Raw genomic sequence first — 17,538 nt, 5'->3', positions numbered from 1 at the left:
GTTACGGCTTCCGTCCGGGACGCTCGGCACATCAGGCCGTGGCGCGCGCGCAGGGTTACATTCAGGCGGGACATCGCTGGGTTGTAGACCTCGACCTCGAAAAGTTCTTCGGTGCGCCAGGTTAAGCCCGGCGCTTTCAGCGGGTGAAATTCCCGCCCCGGAAAGGGGACGAGCCACCTCACCGGGAATCGAGTCTTGGGCTCATGAAGGTAACGACATGAGTTAAGCGTAGACAGAGCGATGTCCAGGCCGTAACGCAAGTGAAGCGATAGAGCCTCGTTATACATCCGGAGGCCGACAGGGTCGAAAACCTGGAAGGCAACAGTAGGCGACCGCAAATGGCGATGGTCGCTGGAGACTCCGGCGGGGTCTGAGAGCACGGCATGGACAGAAATGGAAGCGTCATGGCACCTGGGAGATCCACCGCCGTCTTGGTCTGGCCGCATGCGGACCGAGTATGTCAATCGAAAGGACCATCCTGAGAGAGACAAACGCGACGGTGGAAGTCGGACTCGCTGGTAGTACTCGGAGCGCGGGAAAGCCGCGTACATGGGGAAGCGGCGGGGCAGGTTGAGTTGCTGGTCCGGGGAAACATTCCCTGCACGCAGAGGTAGGAGAAGGATGTCCACACAACTGGACCAGATCGCGGGAAAAGCAAAGTCAGAGCCGAAGCTGCGCTTTACCTCGCTGGCGCATCTGCTCACACCGGAGTTCCTCAAGGAAACCTGGAAGCAGATGAATCGACGGGGTGCGAGCGGGATTGATGGCGAGACGACGAAGGAGTTTGAACAGGACCTCGACCCACGGGTTCAAGACCTGTGCGAACGCCTGAAGCAAGGGGCCTATCGGGCTCCCCCGGTACGTCGGGTGGAGATCCCGAAGGGTCCTGGCAAGGTCGGTACGAGACCGCTCGGTATTCCGACGGTCGAAGACCGGCTGCTGCAGAGGGCGGTCGCACGGATATTGGAAGCGGTATTCGAGGCGGATTTCCTGGAATGCTCGTATGGATTCCGACCGGGGCGTAGTCCCCACGACGCCCTTCGGGCGTTGCGCGGGATCATCGTCACGAAGAAGGTCGGTCACCTGTACGAGGCCGATATCCGTGGATACTTTAACCACATCCAGCATGAATGGCTCCAGAAGATGGTGGCTCACCGAATAGGTGACCCGGTCATCCTGCGCCTGATTGGCAAATGGCTGAACGCGGGCTTCATGGCGGGCGGAGTCGTGACGCGAACGGAAGAAGGATCGCCCCAGGGCGGGCCAATCAGCCCGATCCTGGCAAATATCTACCTGCACTATGTGCTTGACCTCTGGTTCGAGAAGAAGGCCACGAGGATGTGCGAGGGCGAGGCGTACCTGACGAGGTTTGCGGATGACTTTGTGGTGAACTTCCAATATCGGAGCGACGCAGACAGGTTCGCGAAGAGCCTGACCGATCGATTCGGGAAATTCGGTCTGGAGTTGGCTAAAGAAAAGACGCGGCTGATGCGGTTCGGGCGTTTCGTCCGGGCCGACCTGGCGAAGACTGGCGAGAAGCCAGACAAGTTTGACTTCCTGGGTTTCACACACGTGTGCGGAGTTGACCGGGGTGGCAAGTTTGCCCTGGTGCGGATTCCCTGCGTCAAAAGCCGCCGGAAGTTCCTGGCCAAAACCAGGGAATGGCTCAAAGGGCACAGGCACTGGAAGCGGCGGGATCAGCAGCGTCAACTCACGACGATGTTGCGCGGCTTCTATCAGTACTTCGGGCTGCACCACTGTCAACGGAAGCTCGACGTCATCCGTCGGGAGGTCCAGCTACAGTGGGTTCGCACCCTGCGACGGCGCAGTCAACGCCATCGCATGTACTGGAGCTACCTTAAGAGTCGATCCTGGTTCGAACTACCTCAGGCGGGCTCGACACGCCATGCGACGGTATGACTCGCCTCCCATGAGTGCAACCTGGGGAGCCCGTTGCGGTAATTCCGCACGGCGGGTTCTGCGAGGGGGGACGGGTACAAGAGGACAATCCTCAAGGCCCGTCTCTACCCACCACCGCGTGAGCCACGATATCCTGATGAGCCGGGTGGCCGAGCGGGTCAGCGACAAACGGATATTGAAGCTGATTCGCTCCTTCCTGACGGCGGGCGTGCTGGAGAACGGACTGGTTGGTGCAACGGACGAAAGGACGCCGCAGGGCGGTCCGCTGTCACCGTTGTTATCCAATCTGATGCTCGACGATCTCGACAAGCTGCTTGAGCGACGCGGACTGTGTTTCGTGAGGTACGCCGACGATTGTAACGTCTACGTACGCAGCGAACGCGCGGGCCATCGGGTGATGGCGGGGCTGAAAGCCTTCCTCACCGGCCGGCTGAAGCTGAAGGTCAATGAGTCGAAGAGCGCGGTCGCGCGGCCACACACGCGTAAGTTTCTGGGATTCACCTTCCTGGACCGGGGACAGGTCAAACGGCGCATCGCGCCCAAGGCCCTAGCCCGCTTCAAGGAACGAATCCGGGAACTGATCCAACGCGCACGAGGGATCAGCATCGAGCAGTTGGTGGCGCGGCTACTTCGGCTTCTGTGAGACGCCCAGCACATTACAACGGCTGGATGAGTGGGTACGACGCCGGGTTCGCTGTGTCTTCTGGAAACAGTGGAAGAACAGCTCCAAACGGTTCCGGGAACTGACGGCCCGCGGCGTCGATCGGGATCTGGCTGCCCAAACGGTCGGCTCCCCGCACGCTGCATGGCGACTGAGTAACAGCCCCGCCCTGCAACGCGCGCTCACCAACCGCTATCTTGGCTCTCTCGGCCTTCCATCGTTACGAACATAGCCGGTCAACCGATCCGAACCGCCGTGTACGGACCCGTACGCACGGTGGTGTGGGAGGGGTCGGGCCGCGAGGCCTGCCCCTATCCCGATCCCGCCGATACGACCAACCGGAAAAGCCGGTGTGCGCGAACTGCGAGTTTGCGCGCGCAAACATCCCATGTCGAAAGGGTGCTTGTGTTTAAAAACAGAGGGTTAAGTCACTGTGGCCGGAGCACCGGTGTCTGAACCGGTTCAGACACCTTTTGCGAAAAATGGTCGAATAAGACCGGAAAGCCCGACGCGAGCGCGGATTTATCGCAATGTGCGAATAAATCAGCTAGGAAATGTCCCCGCAACCTAAGAAAAAGCTGGCAACCAAGCATCGAAATTGCAGCGTGCTTTAGACCTCGCAGTCCGGTCCCGCCGGCGATGTGCTTCCGCGTACCGATCAGGCTTGATGGAACCCGTCACCTGACCGGAACCGCGTTAGCCGCTCATGGGCGTCGGCGATCGCAGCAAGGGGCGCGCGCCGAAGCTGCGCATCGTAGGTTGTGGCAATCACCGCGAACCGGGCAAATCCGTGACCGTCCAGATACCACTCACCGCACGCGTGGCCACGATCCGACGCATCGACGATGACCGTCTCGGCCTCGCGCATCTGTTCGAACGTCGCCTCCCCGTATCCAGCTTCGGCAAGCAACCCGGTCAGGATCATGGCCTGACACAGGGTCTGCGCAGCGAGCGCGTTTCCCTGCCGGCGCCGCATGGCGTCGAGCGCGATATGAACCTCGAGGCACAGGCGGTCTGCTTCGCTGCGGGGCATGGGCAGCAGAAGGATCTTGTTTCGTCGGGCACGCACTGCCTGCGCGCTATTTCCAAATCGGGCTGTTCTTGCCATTCGCGGTCGGAATGATGTTGTGGGGGGAGCGAAACACGGATGCTATATCAACGAAGCAGCTACGACGCGGGCAGAAAGCTACCTGATTTTCAGCAGCTTTCCGCGTTCGGTGTCTGAACCGGCTAAACCGTCATCCGGGGTTCGTATGCCGGGCGGACGACGGCAGGACATGTTCCCGCCTACGCGCATGATGCGCGGTCGCGAAAGCTCATCGATTTGATCCTCCTTTCGGACTGCCACTGGCATAGCCAGCCGGAACAATAGCTGCATGTCCGAAGCTACCGAAAATCCGCTGCTCAAGATCCGCCCGCTCGAAGAGAGCGCGGTGCAGGTCTTCTTTGAATCGATGGCACCGTTGCGCGCACATTTCGAAGCGCCCGATGTCGCCGAAATCATGGTCAACAATTTCAACAATGTCTGGGTCGAACGGCGCGGCGAGATGCATCGGCTCGACCTTACGCTCAACCAGGCGACGCTCAACGGCGCAATCCTGTCGCTTGCGTCGTCGGTTGAGAAGTCGGCGAGGGCCGGCACGTCACAGGGCATCATCAACGCGGGCCATAAGGGTCTGCGTATTGCCGCAGTCATGCGGCCGACGGCCATCGATGGTCACGCATTGTCTATCCGCAAGCATAGCGAACGTCATCTGGATCTGACCGACTACGTGGCAATGGGCGCGTTCTCGCGGGTCCATGCGCGGCAGGAGAATCACGACGAACAGATCTTCGCGCCGGGCATCGAAAACGACGAGTTGATGCAGGCCGTCCGCGAGTTGGTGGTACGTCGCAAGAACGTGCTGGTGGCCGGCGGCACCTCGACCGGTAAAACGACCTTTCTTAACGCACTGGCCGCACAGGTTCCCGCCGATCAGCGAGTGATCACCATCGAAGACACGATGGAACTGAAGTTGCGCGCACCGAACCTCGTTCGCTTCCTTTCCAACCCGGACAAAGGGGTGACAACAGAGGCGCTCGTCGCGCTGTGCCTGCGCTTTCGTCCCGACCGGATCATCGTCGGCGAAGTGCGCAGCGGTGAAGCGTTCCACTTCATTCAGGCGCTGAGCACGGGGCACGACGGCGGCCTCGGGTCAATCCACTCGAACGACGCACGCGGTGGCCTGAGCCGTCTTGAAAGCCTCGCGATGCTGGGCATTCCTCCCGGCAGCCGGTGGGACCTTGCCGATATGCGCAAGGCCATCGCCGACTGCTTCCACTACGTCATCCATCTGCGCCGTACCGGCGAGCTGCGTCACGTTTCCGAGATCATCCAGATCAAGGGGTTCAAGGATGGGGACTACGTCCTCAGCCGTGTTTTTTAAATGCAACCGGAGCTGAAATTGAAGAAGTCCATTAACGCAATCCAAGCGCGCATGCGCCAGAAGGCGGCGAGCGCGTTCCGGCGCTTCCTGTCGCGCCGGGAAATCCGCTCAACGCTGGTCGCCGCAGGCCTCGCATCATTCGCGCCGCTCGCAAGCGCCGTTGACCTGACGGACCTTGGCTCGGCAACGGACCTGATCTGTCTGATCCAGGCCTACATCAGCGGCCCGTGGCTCTACGGCATCGGCATCGTGCTGATCATCGTTGGCGCAATCGCCATCGCCAACTCGGAGAGCACGATTGGCAAGATCATTTCCTCGGTGTTCGTTGGCCTCGGCATCGCCGCGTGTGCCGTGAACATCGTGAAGAATCACATGCACCTGTCCAATGTCTGCACGTAAGCAAACCACGGTTAGCCGCGGGTTGTCGCTGCCTCGCCAGATGGGCGGGGCGGACCGGGCTCTTGCGATCCTGAACGGCACGATGACGCTGCTGCTCTGCTACTCAAGCATGACACCGACATTCCTCGTCATTGGTATCGGCGTTCACTGGCTGCTGCGCTGGAAGAGCAACCGTGACCCGTGGTGGCGCGACGTGATGCTTGTCTACAACCACTATCCGGACATGCATGAGCCGCTACCGTCGTCACGGTTTTCGGCACGGTTCAAACGGCCCTACGGGTTCGATCAGGATCTTCCATGCTGAAAAGAAAGCTTATCCGGCGGCCGGTGCAGGAAATTGCGCCCTGGGCGACGATGGTTACGCCCGAGCTCGTCCTCGACAAGGACGGGTCGCTCCTTACGTCGTTCACCTTCGCCGGCGTCGACGCGGACTCGCCCAATGCAGACGACATTTCGGCGGTCCGCACCAACCTCGATAACGCTTGCAAGAACTTCGATCACCGGGTGACGGCGTGGTGGCGCCTGTCGCACCGGCGCGTGCGCGGCGCGATCGACGGCGCTTTCACTGCGAACATCGACGCATACGTCGACGAGATCAACCGCAGGCACGTGAGCAGCGGCAAGTACTTCCGCAACATGCACTCGCTGTCGCTCGCGTATACGCCTGAGACGGGCATCAACAAGGTGTTCGACAAGATCGCCTACCACATGACCGTCGGCGGCAAGTCAATGTTCCAGGCCATCATCGAAACGGCCAAGGACATGATGTTCGCCCGCAGTGCTTTTGTCTTTGACCTTGAGCGTATGACGGCGGACATCAAACGTTTTGAGTCCATCCTCGACGCCTTCAAGGGCGGTGTTACCCGGATGAAGATGAAACGCCTGGAGTTGCAGAACGCGCTCGCGTATCTGCACCAGACGGCGAATCCATCGGTTCCGCCGCGCCGCGTTCGCTATCCCGTCACGATGCTCGATACCCATCTGACGGAATCGACGGTGACCTATGGTGCCGAGCATCTGCAGTTTGAATCCGCCTACGGCACCCGTTTCGCGAAGATCGTCGCCGTGAAGGAATGGATGGGCTTTCAGGAAGCGGCGCTCGACGTGCTCTCGGAGGTCGATGCGGAGCTCGACGTTTGTGTGATGTTCCGCTTCCTCGATACGAGCAAGGCCAAGCAGTACATCGAGAAGATCCGCAGCTTCTACAAGATCGCGGCGTTCAACCCCTGGGCGATCATCAAGGCGTTCTTCTCGAAGGAAGAGCAGAAGAATGACAAGGGCCGCATGCTGCTCGCTGAAGAAGCGGAAGATGCGCTGGCGAAACTCACGGCGCAGGGGCAGCAGTACGGCTTCGCGAACATCTCGGTGATCGTCTACGGTGAGACGATGCAGGAATGCGACGACGCGACGCGCGAAGTGGTCGGCCGCATCGGCAACGCAGGCTTTGGCGTCGTGCTCGAGCGCGACAATCTTGCCGCAGCATGGAACACGACACTTCCCGGCCGGTGGGACAAGCAGAAGCGGCTGCAGTTCGTCGAGACGCCCGCCGTGTCCGACATCGCGCCCGTGCGAAGCGTGGCTGAAGGCAGCGCGGTCAACGCGTGGCTCACGCAGCAGTCGGGCCAGAAGACCGGACCGCTCACGCTGCTGCCCACGCGTCACAAGACGTTGCAGCGGGTGAACCTGCACCGTCCGGGCGGCGCCTCGCACCTGCTGGTGCTGGGGCCGATCGGCATGGGCAAGTCGATCATGCTCAACTTCCTGATGTCGCAAACGGGCCGCCATGGCGCGCGCCGGGTGCGCTTCGACAAGGACCGATCGACGCGCATCCCGACAGTGCTCGCGGGCGGGCGCTTCATCGATGCGACGGGCCGCTTTGAAGCGGCGACGTCGGTAAATCCGCTCTCGCTTCTGCACGACAGCAAACATTACCCGTATGTCGCCGAGTGGGTGCAGATGGCGATTGAGGACGACACATTCCGTTGCACCAAGCCGCAGGAGCGCGAGATTTTTGAGGCGGTGGTGACGCTCGGAGACGGCTACGGTCCTGAGCTCTGGACGCTTTCCCATCTGAACACGCTGCTGCCGATCGAGTTGCGGGACCGCCTCGCGGTCTGGACCAAGGGCGAAAAGAACGGCCGGTTCTTCGACCACGCCGAAGATGCGTTTGCGCTGTCCGACGACCTGTCTATCGAGATGGGCGACCTGTTCCAGAACTTCCCCGTTGCGGCAGCGCTGTTCATGGACTACGCGTTCTACCGGATCGCGCAGTGGCTGGACGGTAAACGCTACACCGTGATCGAAGTGGAGGAGGCTGGGTTCTTCTTCCAGAACGAGCGCTTCTACAAGCGTCTTGAGATCTGGGCTGTGACGATCCGGAAGCTGAATGCCACGCTGATGATGGCGACCCAATCGCTCGCACAGGTCGCCCGCATCGCGGACTTCGAGGTGCTCAAGGAAAACATCCCGAACATCATCTATCTACCCAATCCGGATGCGAAAAACAATCTGCACCTGTACCGCGACAAGTTCGGCCTGACGCTCGATCAGATCCAGATGATCGCCGACGCGGCACCCAACCGGGACTACCTGTGGGTCACGCCCGACCAGACCCGAATGCTGCAGGCGAGTTTCCCGAAAGAAACGCTCGCCGTCCTGCGTTCAGATGGCCGCGCACAGGCGGTGCTCGACAGGCACTACTCGTCAGGCGCGGCCAGGTGGGCGGAGGCCTATCTCGCTGAAATGATGACGCTCGACTGATACCGAAGGAAACAATGGAATGAAAACGAACCTCGCGCGGCTTGCCCTGATGGCAGGTATGACCTTCTGCGTATCCCACGCCGCATATGCGCAGTGGGTGGTCATTGATCCGTCGAACCTGATCCAGAACACGATCACGGCCCTCAAGGCAGTGAAGACCGAGGTCTATCAGGACAGCAACATCGCCTACCAGTACCAGATGATGGCGAACCAGCTGCTACAGGCGACGAATCTGGACCCGGCGGCCATGAAGGCGCAGTACGACCAGATCACGGGCGATATCGACAGCTACAAGAAGCTGGCCAGTACGGCGACAGACCTGTACGGCGACCTGCAGGACGGCAACCAGTGGCTTTCGCACGTGCAGACCTTGATTTCCCGCTCGGGCAAGTCGAATGCGCAGTGGTTCGCCGACATGGCGACGCTCTACAGCCAGCGCGACAAGCAGGCCACCCAGTTGATGCAGACGGGCAACAACGTCATGCAGCATATCCAGACTCTCTCGAAGCGGCGGCAGGACCTTCAGTCGCAGATGTTGCTGACGCCGACTGCGCAGGCTACAGCCGAGCTGACCACGCACTATCTCGATATCGTGTCCAGCCAGATGAGCGATCTGCTCCAGATGACGGCAGGCAAGGCGCAGAAGGATGCGCAGCAGCAGACCGCAAATAACGCGGACGAAAAGCAACGCGCGGCGAACGCAAAGGACTTCCTGGACCAGCAGGATGCCGAGCGCGCCGCATACGGTGTCAAGTAGGGAGGGCGCGGTATGCCTTGGATCATAAAGACCGTCCTCAGGGTGTTCCTGTTGGCGGCGCTTTTCATCGGTGCGCCGGCGGGCGCGTTTGCCGATGACTCAGCCAGTAGCGCGTCGACGACCTCCGCCTCCGCGTACGTCAAGCCCGGAGAAATCGCGCAGGGCAATCAGCGCGCGATGGACAAGATAACGGCACTGTTTTCCTCCGTCATGAACACGGCGGTCGACGCGAGTAACCAGATCAAGCCTGAATCGGACAAATTCGCCTTTGGACTTGCGGTGATCACGGTCGTGCTTGCCGCGGTGCGCTTTGCCGCCACCAAAGATCCGGTGATGGCGTGGGTTGCACTGTTCGAAGAGCTCGGCGTGCTCGGGATCTTTGCGGCGTGCTATGTGGGTTTCGCTCAATGGGCGCCGGGCTTCTATAAATGGTTCCTGTCGCTTGCCAACACCATCAGTGGCGCAAACATGTCGAGTGCCCTCAGCATTATGGGCAATGCGGCCGGGCAACTGTTCGATTCGGCGGTGAAAGCCTTCTCAGGCGTCGGATTTTCGGTTTCGACCGTTTTTAACGTTCTCATGGCGGTCATACCCTTGCTGCTCGCATGGGCGCTGCTATCCGTGACGGCCATCATTTTCGTATTCTTTATCAACATCGGTCAGTTGCAGTTCGCGGCGGGCACGGTTATGGGGCAGATCGCCTTCGCACTTGGCTTTTCGTCATTCACGCGCGGTTACTTCAAGACGTGGCTCGACTGGATGATCAGCGCTGGCATGTACGTGGTCGTTGCTGCGATTCTCATGCGTCTGGTCACGCAGAACATGATTCATGCGGTGCAGGACGCCGCGACCCTGGGCCTCTCAACGCCCGGAGCGGGCGCGCAGGTTTTCGATCTTGCGTTCTTCGTGTTTCTCGTGTCATTCGAGATTCCGAAGATTGCCGGCATGTTCGGTGGTGGCGCAAGCGCGAGCGGCGCGGTAGTTGGCAAGATCTCGAAGGCGGCAGTAGGAGCTGTGGTATGACCCTGCACACGCCCATGACCGCCGACGCGCTGCTCGCGGATCACGCACGACGTGTCGATCTCATCGCGCAATGCGCCAATGAGACGGGGCGGCTCGAGTTTGACCGTAAATGGCGTGCGATCCTGCAACGCTGCGCGTCGTGGTTCTCGTCTTTACCCCTGAACCCGGAGTTGTATCGCGAGCCGGGCGGTGCCTTTCGCTGCACCGTCGAAACCGCGTTTTACGCAATGCGGCTCGCCGGCGGTCAGAAGTTCGGTACCAACCTGCCGTCGGAAAAGCGCCGCAGGATCGAGCCGCAGTACAACTATGCGGTGTTCCTCGCTGCAGTGTGCTCGCGACTTGATGAGCCTTACCGCCACTTTGAGATCGAGCGCGACAGCGACCGGCAGCAGTGGAATCCGTCGGTACACGGGGAAGCCGCTGCATGGCTTGCCAGCGGGAAATACCGCGTCTCACGACGCGCGCGGTCGCTGCCTGTCGAACGTATGCGCACCGGCATGCTTGCGCAGGTTCTGATCGGCTCGGAGCTGCTTTCCGGTCTGGACGCCGAAGTGCTATCGGACCTGTTCGGGGCGATTAACCCGACCATGCAGCCGCTCGCCGCGGAGTCGCTGCTGCACAAGGTGGTCAGGCAGGGAGTCGGGACGGCCGACGAATTTGACCGGAAGGCACAGCGGGCGGTTTTTGCGCCGGTACAGTTCGAGGTGCCATCGGCTGTTCACGTCGCCGCCGAGCTCGAACCGGTCACGACACCCGCACAGACCCTTTCACCCGCTCCTGCGTCTCCTGCGCCAGCAGCGCCGGCGTCGCCCGCCGAGCCCGAAGCAGGTTCGACAGCAACACCACCGCAGGTGCAAACCGAAACTCAGGCGCCGTCTGCGTCGTCGGCACTGGGGCCGCGAGCCCAACCAGCGGGCGTGTCCCATGACGAGCCGGCCACCGGGCGCGGGCCGCGGTCCCTGCACGAGGTCATCGGCATTACTTCCAGCCCGGCACCCTCCACACCCGTCGCTGCGCAGTCGGCGGTCGACCCCTCTGCCATGAAGTCGGGACCGCTGGCCACGAGTCGCGAAGCGCACGCTGCCCCGGCTGAAACATCGGCTTCCCAGGCCGCTGACGAAGTGCTCAAAGGCGTACCGAACCTCATCCGTGAACTCTTCCAGGCGATGCGTGAGGACGTTGCAGCAGGCAAGGAAGGGGTGAAGTGGAGTGACAAGGGGCTCGTCATCCAGAAGCGGCTGATCGGCAGCTATGGCGTGGCCAGCAGCACCCTCGTCGAACACATGCGCAAGCGTAGCCTGATGGTGGCCGACGAGTCGACCCAGATCACGCTCATTGCGCGAGCTGGCCAACTGATTCTGGATCGCCCGGCATGACTACAGGCTACATCAATCATTTTCGCCCGATCTACGAATTTCGCGCGGCTGTTGCGTGGCTTGCGGCGATCCTCGTTCTACCGCTATCGGGCATGCCATACGGCTGGGCGTTCGCTCTGGTCGGGCTTGCGTTCCTGCTGCTGCGATCGCTGCAGATCTGGCGTGCGCTGAAGTTCCGCATGGCCATTTCGACGAAATGGCTGACCACCTTGCCGATCCCCAAGCTGCTGCAGATCCAGAAGCGCATGCGCGACGAAGCCAATTCGATGTATCTGGGTATCGGCTATGAGTGGACGCAGAAGCACTGTCAGATTGCCCATGACATTCTGCGCATGCCGACAACCGACATTCCCGGTTTGCCGCGCTGGCTCAACAAGACGAAGCCGGGCCGCAAGATCGAGGCGGCCATCGAGAAGATCTTCGCACCGAAGGACAGTATTCGCGATCGCATGCCGCAAGGCGCGTCGTGGATTCACGGGCTCGAGCCGAAGAAGGCGCTTGTGCCATTTCACTACAAGTCGATGGGCGGTCACACGGCCGTGGGCGGCACGACGGGCTCCGGCAAGACGCGCACGTATGAAGTAATTTCGACGCAGGTTATCCACCTGGGTGACGTGCTGATCAACGTTGACCCGAAGAATGACAAGGACTGGAAGCTGCGTGCCGAGAAGGAAGCCGCGCGCACCGGGCGCAAGTTCCTGTACTTCAATCAGGCAAAGCCCTCGGAGTCGGTGCGACTCGAACCGCTCGATAGCTGGTCGCAGCCATCCGAAATCCCAGCGCGGATCTCCCAGCTGATGGAGGAGGGACCGTTCCGGGACTTCGCATACCTCTTCATCAGCCGTTCGGTCAATGGTGAGCTCTACATCGGCGACAAGCCGAACCTGCGCTCGATCCTGAAATACGCACAGTCGGGAATCGCAACCCTGCTGGAAAAGGCCCTGCGGCGCTTCTTCGCTGAGAACGGCCTGACCAACTGGGAAGAGGAAGTTGCCGTTGAAACGACCCGCCAGGCGCAGCGCAGTAATGGGGCGTCGCTCGTTGACGGAATGATCGGGCTGTACAACGCGCGGTTCGCGTCACAGGAGCGAGGTCACGAAGCTATTGACGGGCTGATCGCGACGCACACGCACGATCGCGAGCACTACATGCGGATCATCGCGTCGGCGCTGCCGATGCTTCAGATGCTAGCGACAGGGGAGACCGGTCTCATGCTCGCGCCGAAGGTCGACGACTTCGAAGATGGGCGGGAAGTGTGGACCATCGAGAAGGTGATCCGCCAGAAGGCGATCCTGCATATCGGTCTCGATTCGCTGTCGAACAGCATTGTTGCGAAGGCTATTGCTTCGATGCTGCTCGCGGATGTCTCGGCAGTGTGCGGCTCAATCTATAACTTCTACGACGTGCCGCCCGACGTCGTGCTGATCATCGACGAGGTGGCAGAAGCGATCAACGAGCAGGTGATCCAGATTCTCAACAAGGGGCGCGGCGCGGGCTTCAAGGCGTTCGTCGCTTTCCAGACGCGGGCGGATCTGGAGGCAAAACTTGGAAACGCCGCAAAAATGCTGCAGGTTTTGGGCAACCTGAACAATCAGATCATTCTTAGACTGGAAGACACGGATACAGCACAGTGGTTTTCGGACAAGGTTGGCGAGACCGCCATCCGTAATCTGACGATCACTGGCAGTACGAATACGGGAAGCGAGTCGCACATCGGCGAATTCTCCGGTGGTATCTCGCGCTCCCTGCAACTGGAGAAGGCTCCGCTCATACCAACCCGCCTGATTCATAGTCTGCCCAATTTGCAGTACTTCATGCGCATCTCGGGCGCCGCCGTGTATCAGGGCCGCATTCCAATCCTTCAAGGCTGAAAACCTACGCATGTCTGCCGTATTCAAAAAAATCATCCGCGAGCACAAACTGTCGTCCCGCCTGATCCCTGTGTTCACGCTGGCGCCGGAGCTGGAACTCGCCTGCACACGCGTGGCCGACTTCATCGGGGAGAAATTCATGGGCGAATCGCAACCGCTCATCAAGGAGATGCTGGATAGCGCCATTGCCGCCTACAAGCAAACACGCAAGACGGGTAACTCGCATATCGCGTTCATGCAGGGGCTGTTCTGCCACGCGCACCTGCTGTATGCACGCCGCTATGTAGCGCGTGACGGCGAGCGTTATTACGTCTGGTCGCCGATGTTCGAGCCCATCACCGAGTTCGAGGCCCGCCATGAAGCGCGCGGTACCGAGATGGTCGACGAACGGTGCCCCGAATCCATCACCCAGCGCTCAGCGGCCTTCCAGCTGGCCGCTCGCGCATTGACAGGTGAGAACTTCCGTCTCTACTTCGAGGACTATGATGTCGCTCAGACTTTTCCTGATTGCGAAGCTCTCGAGAGTTGATTCCGGGGTGGCGCGCCGCGCGCTATCAACCGCTCTGGCACAGGACGAAGTTGACGCGCCCCGCCCCGAGGAGTTCTCGCATGGGGCAGGGGCGATGGCCTACGCCATGGCGCTGTTCATCATCCGTCGGCCGGTCCACTTCTACCTTGGATTAACCGGGCTGATCGTGTTCCCGTTGTACATGCTGGTGCGACTCGGGGCCGTCCTCATCGAATGGGGAGTGCACAGATATGGCTGGTAGCCGATTCGTCTCGCACATAAAGTGGTGGTTCTTCTTCGTGCCGCTACTCGCCATCTTTGTGATGCCCGCCCTCCCGGACCGGTCCCTGTTCTCGGTGCCGCCCGAAGAGGTGGAGTCCGTACAGCACGTCGTCGGCGTTGAACAGTCAGATGAAGTGGTGCGCCTGACCAACGAGCGGTTCAAGCGCTGGTTTGTCGAAACCGGGGCGGTGCGTGCGACACTCGACGCATCAGCCTCAGGGGACATCGGTGACGGCGGGACAGCGGAGTTCGCCCATTACTGGGTGCACAACTTCTGGCTTGAGCTGTACCGCGCGATTTACCGCGCGAGCGTGATGAAACTGTGGTTGCTGGGCACGTTCATCTTCTGCGTTGCCGCGTTTGTCGATGGCTCTGCGAGGCGCAAGATCAAGGCATCGGCAGCAGGGTTCGCAAGCCCGCTCTCCTTCCATCTGGCCGGCCACGGGATACTTCTCGTGTTTGGGGTAGCCTTTGCCGTCCTCGCCGCGCCGTTTCCTGTGCTGGCCCAGTACTGGATCGCGATCGCTGCGGTTCTCGGCACGCTGCTGTGGAAGGCCGCATCCTCCTTCCAGTAACAACTTTCCCGGAAAGCTCGACAAATACTGCAGCTTTCCGGGTTATGTGTCTGAACCGGCTAAACCGGTTCGAGCGATTCCTCCCCAAAACATCCCACTCTTCACGCCCACGGCCGCCGTCTGTCGTGGCGCGCTGTCCCGCTTGTCTGGCGGCCTGCACCGATCCTTCCGTCGGTATCCCCTAATTCGCCGCTAACCGGCTGTCGTTCCCGCGAAAGCGACTCAAAATTGCCCATGTTTCGGGGCACTGTGAAGTGATGGCATCGTAACAATAGGGTCATGCCGCGCGCGGTTGCGCGCGTACTTTCAACAGGGAAAACCATGACCACGATGACGGAAGAGACGAACCTCGAAGCTGCGAAACCGATCGCCGCCGGACAGCCTGCACCGGGTGCCAGCGCGCACGCGCACGTTTCTGATGCAACGCCCACGTTGGGCGCGCCTGCGACGACCGACGGCGCCGACGGTGGCGAGATCGAGCTCGAACTTCAGCAGATGGAAGACTCTGCAAACACCCTGCAGAAAGAGGGGATGATCAGCGAGTCGGAAGCGCAGGAAAAGCGCGAGCAGGTGGCACGTACGCGCAAGCTTTTCCGTGAACTGAAACCGGAAGAGCGCGCGGCAATCGTGCAGCGCCGTCGTGAAATCGGCCGCGAACTGATGAGCCGCCAGTTGTCAGGCGCGGCTGTCGTGCAGGCCGCCGTGCGGCTAAATCATACGCGGCTGAAGCCGCTCTTCGAGCAGTGGTGGCCGTACCTGAACCGCATGAGCATCAACATGCAGCGTTTCGGGCGCTCGACGTTCGGCGCCGACGATCAGGCCGCGGTGACGGCCTTCTTCGAAAAGCAGGTGGGTGAGCTTGAGGCCTATGTTGACGAACAGGTAAGCGTCGCGCAAGGCTTCCGGGAAAAGACCGAAACGAAGATGCGCGAGCAGGGCGACATCGTCTTCGCGCCGACCGTTACCAAGCCTTCACTCGATATCACAGTCGAAGCCTACTCGCGCTTCTCGATGCGGCTGCTTGCGCTCCTGATGAAGTTCGACAAGGTAATGGATCACTTCGACTTCCTCGTCTGGAACGGTGTGCGTGACCAGTCGGACATGGACGAGGAAACCACCCGCTTTCTGCGCAAGTTCCATCCCGTCGGCGTGCGCGGCTACATGACCCACCTGCGCCTGATGACGACGGTGCGCGGCCGCTAACCGGAGCCTACGATGCTTGACGGGCTCAATGCGCAGCAGCGCGAGGTCGCGGAGCTGCGCCGGCACTGTGTTGCCATCGCCTGTCCGGGTGCGGGCAAGACGAAGACGATCGCCGCGAAGGCGGCGCTGCTGCTCGCCGATCCGCACGCGGTGGTCGGTGCGGTGACGTTCAGCAAGGACGCCGCCGTTGAACTGCGCGATCGCATCCTCGCGCTGGCCGGCGCCAGCGCAAAGAATCGGCTGATCGCGGGAACGTTCCACTCGCTGGCAAACCGCCAGCTTGGCAAGCGCGATATCGCGACTGACGGCGACCGCGCGGGTCTTATTGCTCGCGTGCTGGCCGAGTTGGGGTTGCAGTGGAAAACCGAGGAGGTGATCCCGGTTATCGAACGGATCAAGACCAACTTCGGACGTGTCGAGGCCGGCAGCCCCGACGCACAGCTGTATCACGCTTACCAGGAAGCACTTGAGCGTAACGGCAAGATCGACTTCCAGGACATGCTGCGCCTGGCCGTGGCCGGGATGGAGGCGGGCGATATCGAGGCTTACCGCTTTACCGATCTGCTCGTTGACGAGTTCCAGGACACGGATCCGCTGCAATACCGCTGGGTTGAGCTTCACGCGGACGCCGGCGCGCGCGTCACAGTAGTGGGCGACGATGACCAGAGTATCTATGGCTTTCGCGCAGCGCTTGGGTTTCACGGCATGGAGAGCTTCGCCAGTTCTTTCAACGCGCAGCGCATCGTGCTCGGCAGTAACTACCGCTGCCGCAGCGAAATCCTGGCGGCGGCCGACCGCGTGATCCGTAACAACGTCGACCGCATTGCGAAGATCCTGCGCGCAGAACGGGGTGCAGGTGGCGCTATCGCGTCGCGCCGCTTTGATGATGAGTACGCGGACGCAGTGGCCGCAGTGGAGCACCTGCAACCCCAACTCGTCGCGGGTAATTCGTGCGCCATTCTCGCACGCACAAATCGCATACTGGACCCGATTGAAGCCGTCTGTCGCTCACACGGTGTGCCGTATTACCGTGCATCCGGCGCCTCGGTACTCAACGGCCCTCAGGGCGCGCTCATGTGCAACCTGCTACAGATCGCAGAAGGGCGCAAACAGAATGGACTGGACGCTGTCCTTGGATACACGGGGATGAGTTCAACCCACCTCGGTGCACTGCATCGGGATATGGGTGCGGTGCTTATCCAACGGGCGAAGAAGGATCTCGTGGCTCTTGGTCTGCCCGAGGACACGGCGAGCGCGTACCGTGCGTTCATGAAGCGGCTCGCGGAATGGACGCAGATGTGCGAGCGCAGGTTCTATGCGCTCGCGCTCGACGGCGTGCTGGAAATGATGATGACGTACGCGCGCGATGACAGGGCGAAGCGCGCGATCCAGGCAACGTACGACGTCGTGTCACGCCTGAACGGCACGTTTGCCGAGCGCATCGAGTATCTGAAGCGCGACAATAACAAGCCGACGGACGGCGCGCTGGTGCTCACGACCATGCATAGTTCCAAAGGCCTTGAATGGAACCACGTGTGGATCACGCGCGCGGAGGAAGGCGTCGTTCCTGACGAAAAGAGTACCGAGTCGGAAGAACGTCGCCTCTTCTACGTCGCCATGACGCGCGCGCGTGACACACTCACCATCGCCACCATCAAAAAGAACCCGGTCTCGCGGTTCGTCATCGAATCGGCCATTGCGTAGTTTCGCGGCGGTCACTGGAATACGCACTCTGATCGCTTTCTCCGCTGAAGCCTGAGATTCCGGTCGACATTCA

The 17,538-nt window shown here is 60.9% G+C and carries 16 protein-coding genes; 15 read left to right on the top strand and 1 reads right to left on the bottom strand.

The features are described from left to right. The first annotated feature begins 621 nt into the window (after positions 1–621). The 3 genes from ltrA (at position 622) to KHO33_RS42470 (ending at position 2,813) form a co-directional block, all read left to right on the top strand. On the top strand, positions 622–1,920 hold the full coding sequence (gene ltrA, locus KHO33_RS39450; protein WP_200568554.1) for a group II intron reverse transcriptase/maturase: 1,299 nt from the start codon (positions 622–624) through the stop codon (positions 1,918–1,920). Between the two features lie 118 nt (positions 1,921–2,038). After that, a complete protein-coding gene (locus KHO33_RS39445; RefSeq protein ID WP_236074828.1) occupies positions 2,039–2,563 on the top strand; it encodes a reverse transcriptase domain-containing protein in 525 nt (174 codons plus the stop codon). 22 nt (positions 2,564–2,585) lie between these two features. Further along, positions 2,586–2,813: a hypothetical protein gene (locus KHO33_RS42470; protein WP_236074830.1), complete on the top strand. Its 228-nt coding sequence runs from the start codon at positions 2,586–2,588 to the stop codon at positions 2,811–2,813. 426 nt (positions 2,814–3,239) lie between these two features. Here KHO33_RS42470 and KHO33_RS39440 read toward each other — a convergent pair whose 3' ends face one another. Further along, complete coding sequence (locus KHO33_RS39440) at positions 3,240–3,689, bottom strand: hypothetical protein (RefSeq protein ID WP_200568073.1); 450 nt, start codon at positions 3,687–3,689, stop codon at positions 3,240–3,242. 268 nt (positions 3,690–3,957) lie between these two features. Between KHO33_RS39440 and KHO33_RS39435 the strand changes: the two genes are divergently transcribed. The 12 genes from KHO33_RS39435 to KHO33_RS39380 all read left to right on the top strand — a co-directional run bounded on the left by KHO33_RS39435 (position 3,958) and on the right by KHO33_RS39380 (position 17,465). Further along, positions 3,958–5,007 carry a CpaF family protein gene (locus KHO33_RS39435; RefSeq protein WP_200568074.1) on the top strand — a complete coding sequence of 350 codons (1,050 nt, stop codon included), beginning with the start codon at positions 3,958–3,960 and terminating at the stop codon, positions 5,005–5,007. A gap of 18 nt (positions 5,008–5,025) precedes the next feature. Further along, on the top strand, positions 5,026–5,406 hold the full coding sequence (locus KHO33_RS39430; protein WP_200568075.1) for a TrbC/VirB2 family protein: 381 nt from the start codon (positions 5,026–5,028) through the stop codon (positions 5,404–5,406). Between the two features lie 40 nt (positions 5,407–5,446). Continuing rightward, on the top strand, positions 5,447–5,710 hold the full coding sequence (locus tag KHO33_RS39425) for a conjugal transfer protein (RefSeq protein ID WP_234480896.1): 264 nt from the start codon (positions 5,447–5,449) through the stop codon (positions 5,708–5,710). Continuing rightward, positions 5,704–8,166 (top strand): VirB4 family type IV secretion system protein, encoded by a 2,463-nt coding sequence (locus KHO33_RS39420; protein ID WP_200568077.1) that lies wholly within the window; start codon positions 5,704–5,706, stop codon positions 8,164–8,166. The genes KHO33_RS39425 and KHO33_RS39420 overlap by 7 nt, the downstream gene beginning before the upstream one ends. Positions 8,167–8,185: 19 nt before the next feature. Further along, a complete protein-coding gene (locus KHO33_RS39415; protein ID WP_200568078.1) occupies positions 8,186–8,923 on the top strand; it encodes a DUF4141 domain-containing protein in 738 nt (245 codons plus the stop codon). Positions 8,924–8,935: 12 nt separating this feature from the next. Continuing rightward, positions 8,936–9,946 carry a type IV secretion system protein gene (locus KHO33_RS39410; protein ID WP_200568079.1) on the top strand — a complete coding sequence of 337 codons (1,011 nt, stop codon included), beginning with the start codon at positions 8,936–8,938 and terminating at the stop codon, positions 9,944–9,946. After that, positions 9,943–11,322, top strand: a complete 1,380-nt coding sequence (locus tag KHO33_RS39405) for a TraI domain-containing protein (RefSeq protein ID WP_200568080.1) — start codon at positions 9,943–9,945, stop codon at positions 11,320–11,322. Before KHO33_RS39410 ends, KHO33_RS39405 begins: the two co-directional genes overlap by 4 nt. Then, positions 11,319–13,193, top strand: coding sequence for a conjugative transfer system coupling protein TraD (gene traD, locus KHO33_RS39400; RefSeq protein ID WP_200568081.1), 1,875 nt, complete (start codon positions 11,319–11,321; stop codon positions 13,191–13,193). Before KHO33_RS39405 ends, traD begins: the two co-directional genes overlap by 4 nt. 10 nt (positions 13,194–13,203) lie before the next feature. Continuing rightward, positions 13,204–13,722: a hypothetical protein gene (locus tag KHO33_RS39395; RefSeq protein WP_007182583.1), complete on the top strand. Its 519-nt coding sequence runs from the start codon at positions 13,204–13,206 to the stop codon at positions 13,720–13,722. A 230-nt stretch (positions 13,723–13,952) separates the two neighbouring features. Continuing rightward, positions 13,953–14,558 (top strand): DUF4400 domain-containing protein, encoded by a 606-nt coding sequence (locus KHO33_RS39390; protein WP_200568082.1) that lies wholly within the window; start codon positions 13,953–13,955, stop codon positions 14,556–14,558. A 321-nt stretch (positions 14,559–14,879) separates the two neighbouring features. Next, positions 14,880–15,761, top strand: coding sequence for an ATPase (locus KHO33_RS39385; protein ID WP_200568083.1), 882 nt, complete (start codon positions 14,880–14,882; stop codon positions 15,759–15,761). Between the two features lie 12 nt (positions 15,762–15,773). After that, the gene (locus tag KHO33_RS39380; protein WP_200568084.1) at positions 15,774–17,465 is read left to right on the top strand and encodes an ATP-dependent helicase; all 1,692 of its coding nucleotides are present in this window, start codon (positions 15,774–15,776) and stop codon (positions 17,463–17,465) included. The last annotated feature ends 73 nt before the right edge of the window (positions 17,466–17,538 follow it).

Source organism: Paraburkholderia nemoris, from assembly GCF_905221015.1.
In the GTDB taxonomy this organism is placed as follows: Bacteria; Pseudomonadota; Gammaproteobacteria; order Burkholderiales; family Burkholderiaceae; genus Paraburkholderia; species Paraburkholderia nemoris.
The sequence above is the reverse complement of the archived record's forward strand: the minus strand, read 5'-3'. Positions and strand labels throughout refer to the sequence as shown.

What these genes read in the sequence shown, in the direction of transcription:
- ltrA (WP_200568554.1), top strand. Translation starts at nt 622, where the DNA reads ATGTCCACACAACTGGACCAGATCGCGGGAAAAGCAAAGTCAGAGCCG.
- KHO33_RS39440 (WP_200568073.1), bottom strand. Translation starts at nt 3,689, where the DNA reads ATGGCAAGAACAGCCCGATTTGGAAATAGCGCGCAGGCAGTGCGTGCC.
- KHO33_RS39435 (WP_200568074.1), top strand. Translation starts at nt 3,958, where the DNA reads ATGTCCGAAGCTACCGAAAATCCGCTGCTCAAGATCCGCCCGCTCGAA.
- KHO33_RS39425 (WP_234480896.1), top strand. Translation starts at nt 5,447, where the DNA reads ATGGGCGGGGCGGACCGGGCTCTTGCGATCCTGAACGGCACGATGACG.
- KHO33_RS39420 (WP_200568077.1), top strand. Translation starts at nt 5,704, where the DNA reads ATGCTGAAAAGAAAGCTTATCCGGCGGCCGGTGCAGGAAATTGCGCCC.
- KHO33_RS39415 (WP_200568078.1), top strand. Translation starts at nt 8,186, where the DNA reads ATGAAAACGAACCTCGCGCGGCTTGCCCTGATGGCAGGTATGACCTTC.
- KHO33_RS39410 (WP_200568079.1), top strand. Translation starts at nt 8,936, where the DNA reads ATGCCTTGGATCATAAAGACCGTCCTCAGGGTGTTCCTGTTGGCGGCG.
- KHO33_RS39405 (WP_200568080.1), top strand. Translation starts at nt 9,943, where the DNA reads ATGACCCTGCACACGCCCATGACCGCCGACGCGCTGCTCGCGGATCAC.
- traD (WP_200568081.1), top strand. Translation starts at nt 11,319, where the DNA reads ATGACTACAGGCTACATCAATCATTTTCGCCCGATCTACGAATTTCGC.
- KHO33_RS39395 (WP_007182583.1), top strand. Translation starts at nt 13,204, where the DNA reads ATGTCTGCCGTATTCAAAAAAATCATCCGCGAGCACAAACTGTCGTCC.
- KHO33_RS39390 (WP_200568082.1), top strand. Translation starts at nt 13,953, where the DNA reads ATGGCTGGTAGCCGATTCGTCTCGCACATAAAGTGGTGGTTCTTCTTC.
- KHO33_RS39385 (WP_200568083.1), top strand. Translation starts at nt 14,880, where the DNA reads ATGACCACGATGACGGAAGAGACGAACCTCGAAGCTGCGAAACCGATC.
- KHO33_RS39380 (WP_200568084.1), top strand. Translation starts at nt 15,774, where the DNA reads ATGCTTGACGGGCTCAATGCGCAGCAGCGCGAGGTCGCGGAGCTGCGC.